General features: G+C 70.0%; 11 protein-coding genes. 8 read left to right on the top strand and 3 right to left on the bottom strand.

What is annotated here, in order from left to right:
- Positions 1-41 precede the first annotated feature (41 nt).
- The 8 genes from BM414_RS22980 to BM414_RS31895 all read left to right on the top strand — a co-directional run bounded on the left by BM414_RS22980 (position 42) and on the right by BM414_RS31895 (position 10,230).
- A complete protein-coding gene (locus BM414_RS22980) occupies positions 42-4,466 on the top strand; it encodes a multicopper oxidase domain-containing protein (RefSeq protein WP_175551752.1) in 4,425 nt (1,474 codons plus the stop codon).
- Positions 4,467-4,829: 363 nt separating this feature from the next.
- Complete coding sequence (locus tag BM414_RS22985) at positions 4,830-5,162, top strand: hypothetical protein (RefSeq protein WP_139245994.1); 333 nt, start codon at positions 4,830-4,832, stop codon at positions 5,160-5,162.
- 254 nt (positions 5,163-5,416) lie between these two features.
- Complete coding sequence (locus BM414_RS22990) at positions 5,417-7,600, top strand: MMPL family transporter (protein ID WP_093583351.1); 2,184 nt, start codon at positions 5,417-5,419, stop codon at positions 7,598-7,600.
- 164 nt (positions 7,601-7,764) lie between these two features.
- Positions 7,765-8,178 (top strand): DUF6640 family protein, encoded by a 414-nt coding sequence (locus tag BM414_RS22995; RefSeq protein ID WP_139245995.1) that lies wholly within the window; start codon positions 7,765-7,767, stop codon positions 8,176-8,178.
- A gap of 402 nt (positions 8,179-8,580) precedes the next feature.
- Positions 8,581-8,865, top strand: coding sequence for a type II toxin-antitoxin system Phd/YefM family antitoxin (locus tag BM414_RS23000; RefSeq protein ID WP_093583355.1), 285 nt, complete (start codon positions 8,581-8,583; stop codon positions 8,863-8,865).
- The gene (locus BM414_RS23005) at positions 8,862-9,149 is read left to right on the top strand and encodes a type II toxin-antitoxin system RelE family toxin (RefSeq protein WP_093583357.1); all 288 of its coding nucleotides are present in this window, start codon (positions 8,862-8,864) and stop codon (positions 9,147-9,149) included. Before BM414_RS23000 ends, BM414_RS23005 begins: the two co-directional genes overlap by 4 nt.
- A 338-nt stretch (positions 9,150-9,487) precedes the next feature.
- Positions 9,488-9,859 (top strand): ester cyclase, encoded by a 372-nt coding sequence (locus tag BM414_RS29660; RefSeq protein ID WP_175551753.1) that lies wholly within the window; start codon positions 9,488-9,490, stop codon positions 9,857-9,859.
- 239 nt (positions 9,860-10,098) lie between these two features.
- Positions 10,099-10,230, top strand: coding sequence for a dihydrofolate reductase family protein (locus BM414_RS31895; RefSeq protein WP_425432371.1), 132 nt, complete (start codon positions 10,099-10,101; stop codon positions 10,228-10,230).
- Here BM414_RS31895 and BM414_RS31900 read toward each other — a convergent pair.
- The 3 genes from BM414_RS31900 to BM414_RS23030 form a co-directional block, all read right to left on the bottom strand.
- A complete protein-coding gene (locus tag BM414_RS31900; protein ID WP_217644895.1) occupies positions 10,169-10,840 on the bottom strand; it encodes an SRPBCC family protein in 672 nt (223 codons plus the stop codon). The genes BM414_RS31895 and BM414_RS31900 overlap by 62 nt on opposite strands.
- Positions 10,841-11,012: 172 nt before the next feature.
- Positions 11,013-11,705 carry a potassium channel family protein gene (locus BM414_RS23025; protein WP_093583361.1) on the bottom strand — a complete coding sequence of 231 codons (693 nt, stop codon included), beginning with the start codon at positions 11,703-11,705 and terminating at the stop codon, positions 11,013-11,015.
- Between the two features lie 26 nt (positions 11,706-11,731).
- Positions 11,732-13,141 (bottom strand): TrkH family potassium uptake protein, encoded by a 1,410-nt coding sequence (locus BM414_RS23030; protein WP_342716305.1) that lies wholly within the window; start codon positions 13,139-13,141, stop codon positions 11,732-11,734.
- Positions 13,142-13,172 lie beyond the last annotated feature (31 nt).

Genomic DNA, 13,172 nt, shown 5'->3' on the forward strand with positions numbered 1-13,172 from the left:
TCGGAGTCGCACCACCGTGCTACGAGGTGGTCGCGATGCAAATGACGATCTACTACAACCGCGAGGGCGACCACGACCACGACGGGATGTTGTTTGCTCTAAAGGAGAACGTCCCCATTCTCCAGTACATCGACGCACTCGCGAGACAGGGCGGACGACGTCGCCCGGGATCCCTGCCGGCGCCCGACCCCGACGACTACGTAGACGAGGCCCGCATCCGAGCGCAGGCAATCGGGGTGGACCTCCCCCTGACACCGGCGCAGGCCAGAGGACCGCATCCTTCGATCCGGCCGCTAGTGCTACGAGCCCGCGTGAACGAGACCGTAACAATCCATCTGTGCAATGACATCCGTGACCGGCATGTGGGCATCCACCTCGTCGGCGGCGGCTACGACGTCAAGACGGATGACGGCGCGGAGGTCGGCGCCAACCCGTCGAGCCTGACCGAGTACGGAACAACACGCACGTACACGTGGCGGTGCGACGACGAAGGGGTGTTTCCGTTCCACGACGGTGGCAACTTCGACGGTGGTGAGGACGGTACGAACGTCCACGGGTTGTTCGGTGCGTTGATCGTGGAGCCGCCCGGCACCACGTGGCGAGATCCGGTGACGGGGCGCGGTTCGCACGACGTCGACGGGACGCCGGGGTTCGCGCAGCTGGACGGGTTGCACCTCGACGTCCTCGCCCCCGGTGAGGCCGGAAAACCTGTCCCGGCGTCGACCAGGACCCTGGCCGACGGCTCCCGGTGGCCCGACCCTGTCGAGCACCTGAACCAGGCGGCTGACCCCTACTCCTACCGTGAGTTCGTCATCTTCTTCCACGACGAGCCGGAGTACGTCCCCGCGCACGGTGTGCTGGAGCCCGACCCGTGCGCCCACAGGGGTCACGGCGGCGCCGTCCACGGCTCTCACACGGCGGGAGATGGCGCGCGCCACGGAGACGCAGGGCACGACGACCTGCCGATCATGGCCGTGTCCTACCGCGCCGAGCCGATGATCAACCGGGAGCGCACCCTCTGGCGCCTGCTCCGCACTGGGCACGAGCTCGAGCGACCCGTGCTGAACGAGGAGCAGCACCACAGCTCCTGGATGTTCGGGGACCCGTCGGACCACCTGGTCCTGCGGGCCTACATCGGCGACCGCGTCCGCATCCGGTTCGTGCACGCCGCCGTGAAGGAGACGCACGTCTTCCACCTGCACCTCTACGAGTGGCACGCCGTGGTCGGTGACCAGACCTCACCTCGCATCGACGCCATCTCGATCAGCCCGCAGACCGGGCACACCATCGAGCCGGCGTGGGGAGCGGGCAACCGCCACCAGGTCGCCGGCGACGTGATCTGGCACTGCCACCTGTACCCCCACTTCCACGAGGGGATGTGGGGGATGTTCCGGACGTTCGAGACGCGCCAGTACCACTGGTGGCTCGACGGCGACGACGCGCACGAAGCGGCGGACGAAGCTCTCAGACAATCGATCGGCCTCGACGATCTGGCGCTGGACAGCGACCACCCGATCTACGCAGGTCGTCAGATCGGCCGCTATCCCGACGGCACACGCATCCAGCAGCTGCTGCCGCTGCCGGAGAACCCCCCACCCAATCCGACGCGCACGCACCCGGGCTTCCCGCTCTACATCCCCGGCACCGTCCGGCAGAAGTCGCCACGCCCCCCGTGGCCCGACCGGGAGCTCACCGCGGCGGAAGTGGAGCACGAGGGCTACCGCCTCCCGTGCAACGTGACGTCGCTGCGGGGGCACGACATGCCGGCGGACTTCGACTACCGACCGGTCCCCACCGACCTCGAGCGCCTCGCGTTCAACGACTTCCCTGTCCCGGGTGAGCTGTTCACGCGCAACCGCCTCACGGAGCAACAGCAGGCGGAACCGGAGGTGCTGCAGTGCAACACCTCTGCGGAGGTGTGCCACGACCTGGTGGTCGCTCAACGTCGTATCGACTACAACGACCACGGCTGGCACGACAAGCACGGTCACCTCTACTACCTCGAAGCGGATGGTGATCCGGCGGCGCAACCGGGGCCGCACGAGCCGCTGTTCTTTCGAGCGCAGCACGGTCAGATCCTCAACCTGACGCTCCGCAACGCCCTGCCCCAGACCATCGAAGGTACGGAGTTCGACCATCCCTTCCCGCCGTGTCCGGACAGGCCCTGGGAGGGTGAGTGCGCCCCGCACGTGCACATGGTGAAGTTCGACCCGATCTGCGCGGACGGCGCGAGTGTCGGTTGGAACTACATGAGCGGAGCGCGCTTCGGCCGCAAGATGGTCTACCGCTGGTGGGCCGACCAGGAGTTCGGAACAATCTTCTTCCACGACCACCTGTTCGCCAACTACCGGCAGAAGCACGGTCTGTTCGGCGCGCTGATCGTCGAGCCCTCGGGGTCGAAGTTCTATCACCACATCGAGGATGACCGAGAGATCGTCAGCGGGCTTCAGGCACTCATCAAGGTGCCGTCGCGTCTGACAAGACACGACCCGGAAGTCGAGGGGGAGGGCGAAGCCGTGGGTCTGCTGACGCTCACGGCCACGATTGACACGTCCGGGGAACGACCGGAGGTCATCGACACCGAGATCGTGGAAGTGGACAGCAGCGCGGAGGAGACAGCACCGACGGGCTCCGACCCGGCGGACCATGACGGTCCCGAGACCCAGACCGCGCCCGAGGACACTTCGGACGGGGAGGAACGCCCCACGCCCGACTGGTTCCGGGAGTTCTGCATCGGCATCGCCGACTTCATCCCGATGTGGGACGGCCGCGGCCGTCCCCTCAACCCGCCGCAGCAGCCCGGTGGACACGGCGACCAGGGTGTGATGGCGCTGAACTACCGCAACGCACCGCTGCGGGAACGGCCGGGCGACCCGGCCTACTGGTTCGACTCACGGGTGCACGGTGACCCGGCGACGACCGTGTACCAGGCCTACGAGGACGACCCGATCTGGTTCCGGGTCCTGCAGGGCTCCCACGAGGAGTCCCACAGCTTCCAGGTACACGGCCTGCGGTGGCAGCGGTTCCGGGACAACCTCGACTCCACTGTCCGCAACCAGCAGACGACCGGTATCGCCGAGGCCTTCACCTTCATCAACCGCGCACCTGTCAGGCGCGGTGACTACCTCTACAAGCTGTCAGGGGCCGACGACTTGTGGCTGGGGTGCTGGGGCATCGTCCGGGCCCACCCGCGGCCGCCAGCGGCTGGAGACCGGGACCTGCTCGGCTTCGGACCCCGCCCCGAGGCGTACTCGGGAGCTCCGGATCCCGCTCTGCCGGTGCGTACCTTCGGCGTCACGGCCACACCGCGCCGGCTGTACTACCGGGACGACCTGGTCGATCCCTTCGGGTTGGTGTACAGGCTCGACTCCGTGCAGCCTCCGGGCGGGGAACCGGTGGAGGTGCCGTCCCTGCCCGAGGACCCCACGGCGGCGGTCGAACCCCTGGTCCTGTGGTGCCGCGAGGGTGATCAGGTGCGGGTGATCCTGACCAATGACCTGCCGGACGACATGGAGCCCGAGCCGTTCGCGCCGGAGGTACCCGTCGAACGCGAGCGACCGGTGTCACGGCACGTGTCGATGCACGCCGACCTCGTCGCCTACGACGTCCGGGAGTCCGACGGGGCCAACGTCGGGGTGAACCCGGTGCAAACCGCGGCCCCGGGGGCGGCCCCGCGCACCTACACGTGGGACACCCGCCATCCCCGGCCCGACGCGGAAGAGACGCTCGGCCCGGTGCTCCTGCAGGACATGGCCGACGTCCGCAACCACCGCCACCACGGGCTCATCGGAGCCCTGGTCATCGTGCCGAGGGGCTACTCGCCGTACCCGGTGGGGCCGGGTGAGAGCACGTCCTCGAGCGAGGAGCCGGTCTGGCACGGGACACGGGTGACAGTTCGACCCGACGGTTCCTCCGCCGACGACCCCGATCGAGTGGAACACATGGTGGCGCTCATCCAGGACGGTCTGCGGCTCTTCCTCAACGGCAACCTGCGATTCCCGCTACCCGACCCGCCCGGCGAGGAGCCCGGCGAGGCAGAGCACGAAGACCAGGGACAGAAGGGCATCAACTACCGCAGCGAACCGCGTGGCCAGTTCGACCCGCAGAACAGCGAGTACTGCCTGGACGATGACGAGCCGGCGACACCAGTGTGGTGCGTGCCCCGGGGCAGCGACGTCGAGTTCCACCTCGTCGGGGCTCTCGACAAGCCACGCGCCTACAGCTTCACCATTCACGGCGTCACCTGGCCCGAGCACCGTTTCCAAGGCCAAGTGCCCATGGTCTCCGCCGAATCGGCCATCAGCTCCGGCAGCGGGCGGACCTTCAGATTCACGCCGGCTTACACCGGAGATCACGCCTACCGCACGGGAGTTCTCAAGTGGGCGCTCGGACAGGGCATGTGGGGGATCCTGCGGGTCACCGACGACACCTGGCCATGCAAGGACGAGGAGAAGCAGAGCAGTTGAACACAGGTGACGAACGCCCGCCCCTCTAGTGGTTCGGGAGCCCTGCTCCTGATGACTTAGAGACAGTAGTAAATCGACCGACGCGTGCCCGCCGCCATGACTGGCTCGGCGCAATACCGCCGCCGGGAGCGGGAGATGCTCAGGACCGATTGGCTCCGTGACCTGATGGGTGGCATACCCGCCGACCGTCGAGGCCGGTATGCCAGGGTGACGGCGCGACACCGGCTGTCCCATAGTGGGCCGCTCAGAGACACCGGCGTCGGCGCCTGAGGGACGTCTGCCGTTGCTACGAGGTCCGGCGTCGGGCGGATCGGTGTGAGGAAGTCCTCATGGGCTGCGGTGACGGTGCGCCACCATGACGGCGTGCGCACGGAGTTGAGCGACGGGCACTGGCGCGGCGTCCAGCAGGGCTGGCTCGTCGGCCCGGACGGGCGTCGGTACGTCCGGCGCACTACGCGGACCAGGCGGAAGGAAGGAGATCGACTCGTTGTCGACGGTGCTCCGCTGGTCCTCGTCTACTGGGCCGGCAACCAGCTCGATCGGCTCGACGGCATCGACGCCCACGAGCAGTGGCAGACCACCCGCCCCCGTGTCACCACGGAGGAGCCTCGGCGCAAGGGCGACATCGAGTGGACCGCCGGGCGTTGGGAGGACGACGAAGGGCGACCACTACTGCTCCTGACGGGGCACTGCTGAACCTGCCTCATCGCCTGGGCCAGTGGTGTCCCTGAGTGGGCCGCTGAACCGGCGGTGGCGGTCATCGGGCCGGTGCGCCGTCCTCGGCCCGTCCGCCTGGCCACAACGGTCCCCTCGAGGTCGGCCGCGCAGCTCGTGTGCCGCTGAGAACCCGCAGGTCGCGGGCGCGAGGTGCTTGACACCGACCCGTGTGCAGGGCTGTCCTCCCAGCCGACACCCGTGCCCCTGCCCCGGCCGGTGAGTCAGGAGGGGCGATGTTCGAGCGACTCGGTCGTCTGGTGTACCGCCGGCGCCGGTGGGTGGTGGCGCTCTCCCTCGCGCTGATCGCCCTGGCGGGTGTGTGGGGGGTGGGCGTCTTCGGGCAGATGACCGGCGGGGGCTTCGACGACCCGGGCAGCGAAAGCTCGCGCGCCGCCCGAGTGGCCGAACGGGAACTGGGCCGCAGTGCCGCGGACGTCGTCGTCCTGTACTCCAGCACCCGCCTGACGGTCGACGACCCCCGCTACGCCGAGGCGGTCACCGCCACCCTGGACGCCCTGCCGGAGGGCGACGTGCTCCGGACCGTGTCCTTCTTCGACACCCCGGACCCCTCGCTCGTCAGCGAGGACCGGCGCAGCACCTGTGCCGTGCTCACCCTGCGCGGTGACGAGGACGAGCGGGAGGACGTCCTCGACGCCATCGAGGAGGACCTGGCCGCACCCGGGCTGACGGCGCGGCTCGGCGGGGACGTGACCCTCAACCGGGACATGAACGAGCAGGTCAGCGAGGACCTCACGCTGGCTGAGAGCATCTCCCTGCCGGTCCTCGCGGTGCTGCTCCTGGTGATCTTCGGCAGCGTCGCGGCGGCGAGCCTGCCGCTGGCGATCGGCGTGACCGCCATCCTCGGGTCGTTCGCCGCCCTCCGTGCGTTCTCTCTGGTCACCGACGTCTCGATCTTCGCGGTCAACGTGGTGACCGTCCTGGGCCTCGGGCTGGCCATCGACTACGGGCTCTTCGTGGTCAGCCGGTTCCGCGAGGAGGTCCGCCGGCAGCGCAGCGTCGAGGACGCCCTGGCCCGGACCCTCGCGACGGCGGGACGCACGGTCGCCGTCTCCGGCGTCACCGTGGCGATCTCGCTGTCGGGGCTGCTCCTCTTCCCGCAGGTCTTCCTCCGCTCCATGGGCTTCGGCGGGATGAGCGCCGTCCTCGTCGCGATGCTGGCCGCCCTGACCCTGCTCCCCGCGTTGCTGGCGATGCTCGGCCCCCGGGTGGACGCGCTCTCGGTGCGGCGCCTGTTCCGCCGGCGGCGGCGGCCGGCCCACGCCGCCCACCGCGACGGGGCCTGGTACCGGATCGCGCACGGCGTGATGCGCCGTCCCGTCGTCTACGGCGTCGCGGTGGCTGCGCTGCTGGTGACGCTCGCGCTGCCGTTCACCCGGGCGGAGTTCGGCGGCATCGACGTGCGCGCCATGCCCGAGGGGGCGGAGAGCCGCGTGGTCGCGGAGACGATCGCGCGCGACTTCCCCCCGAGTCCGGCCGGGCCGGTCGAGGCGATCGTCACCCTGCCCGGCGCGGTGGACTCACCGGAGGGCGGGGCGGCGCTGCAGTCCTACGTCACCGCGGTCGGCGCGGTTCCCGGGGTGGACGGCGCCACGGTCGTCGACGCGGCCGGGAGCACGGCACGGGTCGCCATCGCCTCGGGGGTCGACCCGGTGGGGCCCGAGAGCAGGGAGCTGGTGGCCGCGGTCCGGTCCGTGTCCCCTCCCGACGACGCCGAGGTCCTGGTCGGCGGACCGAGCGCGCTTTACGCCGACCTGCTCGACAGCCTCGGCTCGCTGCTGCCCTGGATGGCCGTGCTCGTGGCCGTCACGCTGTTCGTCCTGCTGTTCCTGGCCTTCGGCTCGGTCGTGGTGCCGGTCAAGGCCATGGTGATGAACGTGCTGTCGCTGGGCGCCTCGTTCGGTGCGCTGGTGTGGATCTTCCAGGACGGTCACCTGTCGGGGATCCTGGGCTTCACGCCGACCGGCTTCCTGGAGGCCACGTCCCCGATCCTGGTGCTGGCCATCGTCTTCGGGCTGTCCATGGACTACGAGGTCTTCCTCATGTCCCGGATCCGCGAGCAGTACGACCTCACCGGCGACAACACCGCGGCCGTGGCGACAGGACTGCAGCGCACCGGCGGGATCATCACCAGCGCGGCGCTGCTGCTGGTCGTGGTGATCGGCGCCTTCGCGACCTCCGGCGTCGTGCTCATCAAGATGGTCGGGATCGCGATGCTCATCGCCATCGTCGTCGACGCGACCGTCGTGCGGACGGTGCTCGTGCCGGCCACCATGCGGCTGCTCGGCCGGGCCAACTGGTGGGCGCCCGGGCCGCTGGGCCGGCTGTACGCCCGCTACGGCATCCGCGAGTCCGAGGGCGAGCCGGTGCCCCGACCGGAGCGACTGGTCAGCACGTAGCCGTCGTACCGGTCGCGTTGCCGACGCCGGGTCGAGTCGGCCGGGACCGTGGACGTCGCGCGACGGTCCGTGACCAGCTGCCACCATCACCGCCCCGGCCGCACACCCCTGGTCTCCCGGCCGGGAGTGCCCCACGCTGTGTGCGTGCGGCGGGGAGGGGTGCGATGAGGACGAGCCGGCTGGTGCTGACCGGCGCCGCGGTCGGCACGATCGTGGGCACGGCGCGCGCGGACCTGAACGCCACCCACGTGTTCAACCCCGACTGGCCCCCACACGCCCGATTCCACGGTGCCGCCGGCTGGGGCACGGTCGCCGGCGCTCAGGTGCTCGCGCTGTGGCTGCTGTGGCGACCGGCGTCCTCCACCGCCGAGCTGGACCTGGCGGCCAGGACGGCCGCGCTGCTGCCGGCGGTCGCGTGGGCGCCGTTCTTCGCCGCGCTCGCCACGCCCGGCACCGCGGTCGAGGACGAGCCCGGGCACCTGCCGCGGCTGGCCGGCGTGCCGCTCAACCTGGTCCCCGCGACCCTCGTGCCGGCCGTGGCGGCCCTCGGCTACCTGCTGCACCGCCGCGGCCTGTAGCCCACCCGCGCCGGAGGAGCCCACAGCCGGGCGGTCCACCCCCGACGGGTCGGATGCCCGGGCGGGTTCCATCCCGCGCGGTGGGCCGTCGGCAATTTCAGGGTTTGTCATGGGCAACCAGGACCCACGGCTCGCGCACGAGGCGCTGACCTGCGGTCGTGCTCCCCCGATCGGACTCGAACCAGTGAACCTGCGAGTTGATCTTGACGGTGTCGGTCACCGTCGGTCAGTGGTGAACGTGCAGGTCAGCGGCCGTTGGCGTCAATGACCGGTGCTGGTCATCGTCGGGCGTCGAGGGTCGTTCGTTGGTCGTACGTTGGTCGCGTCGTCGACGCGCATTGGGTTCACCCCCCGTCGGACGGAGGCTGGACCGGCATCACACTTCTGGTCATACTTCTGACCATGACGACGTTGCCCTTGGCCGATGCCAAGGCTCACTTGTCCAAGCTGGTTGCTCGGGTCAGCGGGCAGCATGAGCGGGTGTACGTGACCGTGCACGGCAAGCCCTCCGCCGTCCTGCTCGCCACCGAGGACCTCGAGTCGCTCGAGGAGACCATCGAGATCCTCGCCGACGCCGACGCCATGCGGCGGCTACACGCCTCCGAGGCCGAGCTCGCCCACGGGGAGGCCGAAAGCCGCGACGAGCTGGACGCGGCCATGGCCCGCCGGCGCAGTCAGCAGCGGTGACCGACGACCACGACGCCTACCTCCTGGCCATCACCCCCACTGCCCGCCGCCAGCTCACCGACCACCTGCCCGAGACCGTCGCCGCGGCCGCCCACGAGTTCATCGTCGGCCCGCTACTGGACGACCCCCACCGCGTGGGCAAGCGGCTCCGCCCGCCGCTCGGTGACCGGCACAGCGCCCGCCGCGGCACCTACCGGGTCGTCTACCGCATCGACGACGACCTCCGCACCGTCACCGTCCTCGACGTCGCCCACCGCCGCGATGCCTACCGAACCGGCCGCTGACCGCACTTCCCGGACAGCGGACAGACCTTCAGCGCATCGAGCCGCCTCCCACCTTCACTGAACCCGGGGCGGTTCACTCGTGACCCTCGCGTCGGAGCAGTCAGTGCAGTGGTGCAGCCGCGACTTCTGTCGGTATGTGCTCGAGGAAGGCGATGTCGTCTCGGATCCGCCGATGCGGAGTCGGCCAGGCCTGCAGCCAGCGAACCCGTGAAGTCAACGGACTGGCCGAGGACGTCCACTCCGTGGGCCGGGTCCTACGACCGCAGGCAGGCCCCGTTCGGCGTCCTACGGTCTCTCCGGGTCGGGCAGCGTGGACACAGTTCGCGCAGGGGACGGCGATGACGGACAACGACACCCGCGCCGTCATGGAGGCCTACATCCAGGCCCTGGTCAATGGTGCGGAGTTCGAGCGGTTCCTCGCCCCGGACGTTGTCTGGACGACCATGGAGACCGGTCGAGAGACCCACGGACGACAGGCGGTTCGGGACCTGATCATCGGTCTGCACACCCAGGTCTTCGATGCCCATCCAGAACTCGTGAGCTTGGTCTGTGGCGATGGGACCGCGATGCTCGAGGCAGTCTTCGACGGCAGGCAGACCGGGGAGTTCGCGGGCGTACCGGCAAGCGGAGCGCATGTCCGGATTCCTTTGCCATGTCCTACGACGTGGCCAACGGCGTCATCACAGCACTTCGGGCGTACTTCCCCATGACAGCCCTCCGCGCTCGGCTTGCCGAAGCGGGCCAGCCGGCGAGGGCGGTGCCGACCGCCTGAGCGCTGCACTCGACTGGGGTCGGCGACAACCCGCGAGCCGGCCCTGCAGCTCGCCTGACCCGTCGGGCATCGCGCTCGTCCACTGGCGAGCACTGCAGGGGGTCACCGTCCGGCCCTGGCGGCACACCGCCATCGTCACCACTGCGCTCACGGCTCAAGGCCGAGGATGGCGGTCCCCTGGACGTCGGCGGCGCCACCCTCGCCGCGGCGGCCATGCGGGCCGGGCTGATCGACGGGTACGCGATCGTCACCCACCCGGTCCTGGTGGGTGGCGGCACGCGTTCCTCACGGCCCTGGACGACTGGGTGAGCCTGACCCTGGTGGAGACCCGGACGTTTCCCGGCGGCGTGCTCCTGACCAGGTACGAGACCAGGCGGTGAACAACCGACCCCGGATCGGCGCGGGCTCGAGCCACCCAAGGACTTCGTGGCCGTTGGGGGATGCGCCTGCGGCGCACGACCACGCGTCGGTGGTCATGCGCCGCAAGGCTCAGCCTCAGACCTGGGGGTCGCGGCGACTTCGGCCAGTCGGGGCAGGACGACCTCGCGCCAGCCGGGGCCCATCCGGTCGAGTGCGTCCTGTTCCGCTTCTGCTGGAGGTCGAAGCCGGTGTGCTCGAGGAAGAGTCGGGTGCCTCGGCCTTCGGGGACGAGCCGCCAGGTGAGCGTCCAGGTGGTGTTGCAGGTGTACCCCAGGCGCTCGGGCTTGACGACCTCGAGCACCTCGCAGGGCACCTGGCCCCAGCCAGGCACGTCGAGGGAGAACCGGTGCCCGACCCGCGCAGCGATGTCGCCGGGCGCCCACCGGCGCGCGAGCAGGTGCGGCTCGGCGAGGGTCTGCCACACCCGCGCGGGCGCGGGGTCGACGAACTGGTCGACTTCGACGGTGCCCGGACGGGCGGCTGCGTCGATGTCGGTCACGTGTTCTCCTCGGCGAAAGCCACGTCGAGGGCGAGAGTCCCGCGTTCCACCAGCACTGAGGATCGGATGGACGACTGCACGCAGAGCGGCCGGAACAACTCGGGTGTGCGTCCGGGCATCCCGATCGGCGAGCGATTGCCGCCGGTACGGCAATGGCGGGGCCTCGGTCGACTCAGCCCAGCTCGCTCCACTTCTCCACCGCGCGCGGCAGACCGGACGCGATCACCACGTCGCCGCTCCTGAGAACGGTCTCCCCGGTGCAGTGCGTGAAGGCGCTGCCGGGGCGCTTCACTCCCACGATCGTCACTCCGTGCCCGGAGCGCACTCCGGTCTCCGACAGCGGCTTGTCGAGCATCGTGGTCGGGGGAGCCGTCTTGACCATCGCGTAGTCGGGCTCGAACTGGATGAAGTCGAGCATGCAGCCCATGACCAGGTGTGCCACCCGGCGGCCCATGTCGTTCTCGGGGTAGACGACGTGGTCGACGCCGAGCTGCTCGAGAATGCGCCCGTGCGCCGAGCTGATCGCCTTGGCCCAGACGTTGTCGACGCCCAAGGTCTTGAGCAGGGACGCTGTGAGCAGGTTGGACTCGATGCTGGTCCCGATGCCGACGACCGCCCGTTCGAACTCCTGGATGCCCAGCTGCCGCAGCGCGTCCTCGTGCGTGCTGTCGGCGCGCACGCAGTGCGTCAACGTGGTGCTCATGTCCTGCACTGTCCGCTCGCTGGAGTCCACGCCGAGGACCTGGACGTCGGACGCCATGAGTTCGAGCGCCACCGCGCTGCCGAAGCGACCCAGGCCCAGGACGGCGACGGTCTCGTCGCCGCGCGACCCGTTCTGTCGTCCGAGAGAGAAGCGCTCAGGCATGTCGGTTCCCCTCGTGGTGGTCGGTGTCAGCCGATTATCGGGCGCTCCTGCGGGAATTCGTAGAGGCGGGGACGTGCCCGCAGGGCCAGCGCCGACGCCAGCGTGATCGGCCCCAGGCGTCCGGTGAACATGAGCACGACGAGCAACAGGGTGCCGGGCGTTCCGAGGTCGCCGGTGATCCCGGTCGACAACCCCACCGTCGCGAACGCCGAGATGACCTCGAACAGCACCTGATCGAGTGAGAACGGGGTGAGCACCATCAGCGCGCCTGTGCCGCCGAAGACGCCCGCTACCGCGAGTAGTGCGACGGTCAGCGCCTGGCGCTGGGCATCGGACGGGATGTGACGGTGGAAGGCGACGACACTGCGGTCCGCCCGGATCTCGGTGAGGATGACGAAGAGCAGCACGGTGAAGGTCGTGACTTTGATCCCGCCCGCTGTGCCGGCGCTGCCACCTCCGATGAACATGAGCACGTCGGTCAGCAGCAGGGACTCGGCGTGCAGCTCGCCCGTCGGCACGGAGTGCAGTCCGCCGCTGCGCGGCATCACGGCGAGGAAGAAGCCGGCAAGCGCCTTGCCGCCGACGCCGAGCGGGCCGAGCGTGGCGGGGTTGCTCCACTCGAGCGCCAGGAACGCGAGCGTTCCGGCGGCGAGGAGGACCGACGTCGCGAGCACCACGATCTTGGTGTGCATGGTCCACCGGCGCGGGCTCCGCCACAGCCGGTAGAGCTCGAACATCACCGGAAAGCCCAGTCCGCCCGTGATGACGAGCAGGCACACGGTGAGGGTCACCACTGGGTCGGTCACGAACCGGATCAGGCCGTCGCTGAAAAGCGCGAACCCCCCGTTGTTGAACGCCGAGACGGAGTGGAAGAGCCCGAGCCACAGCGCGCGGCCCACCGGCTCGTCGTGGGCAGTGGCGAACCGGACGCTGAGCACCACCGCCCCGGCAGCCTCGAAGAGCAGGCTGGTGCGCGCGACGCCGACGAGGACGCGCCGGACGTCGCCGATGCCGAGCATCTTGGTCTCGGCCGCCGTGGTCAGCCGCATCCGCAGCCCCAGCCGGTGCGACACGAGCAGGCCGAGCAACGTCGCCAACGACATGATGCCGAAGCCACCGATCTGGATCAGCAGCAGGATCACGACGTGACCGAACCCGGACCAGTAGGTGGCCGTGTCGACCGTGTTGAGGCCCGTGACCGTGACCGCGGACGTCGCGGTGAACAGCGCGTCGACGACCGGCGCACCGCCGGGGTCGGCCCGGGACACCGGCAGGAGCAACAGCAGTGTGCCCACCGCTACCGCCACCGCGAAGGCGAGGACGACGACCTGCGCAGGGCGCGCGGGTCGAGGCAGGTGGAGCAGGCGGGGCCTCATGGAGAGCTCCGGCGCGGCACGCGAAGAGTATGCGTGGACACCCGCCCCCGCTGACCCCATGTGAGCGGGTCAGCGGGCGACGGACGCGTCG

Origin of the sequence: Geodermatophilus amargosae, assembly GCF_900116515.1 — a bacterium.
In the GTDB taxonomy this organism is placed as follows: domain Bacteria; phylum Actinomycetota; class Actinomycetes; order Mycobacteriales; family Geodermatophilaceae; genus Geodermatophilus; species Geodermatophilus amargosae.

Bases quoted from the DNA above. Each gene is read 5' to 3' on its own strand.
- BM414_RS23030 (WP_342716305.1), bottom strand. From the start codon at position 13,141: ATGGGGTCAGCGGGGGCGGGTGTCCACGCATACTCTTCGCGTGCCGCG.
- BM414_RS23000 (WP_093583355.1), top strand. From the start codon at position 8,581: ATGACGACGTTGCCCTTGGCCGATGCCAAGGCTCACTTGTCCAAGCTG.
- BM414_RS23025 (WP_093583361.1), bottom strand. From the start codon at position 11,705: ATGCCTGAGCGCTTCTCTCTCGGACGACAGAACGGGTCGCGCGGCGAC.
- BM414_RS22990 (WP_093583351.1), top strand. From the start codon at position 5,417: ATGTTCGAGCGACTCGGTCGTCTGGTGTACCGCCGGCGCCGGTGGGTG.
- BM414_RS29660 (WP_175551753.1), top strand. From the start codon at position 9,488: ATGACGGACAACGACACCCGCGCCGTCATGGAGGCCTACATCCAGGCC.
- BM414_RS22995 (WP_139245995.1), top strand. From the start codon at position 7,765: ATGAGGACGAGCCGGCTGGTGCTGACCGGCGCCGCGGTCGGCACGATC.
- BM414_RS22980 (WP_175551752.1), top strand. From the start codon at position 42: ATGACGATCTACTACAACCGCGAGGGCGACCACGACCACGACGGGATG.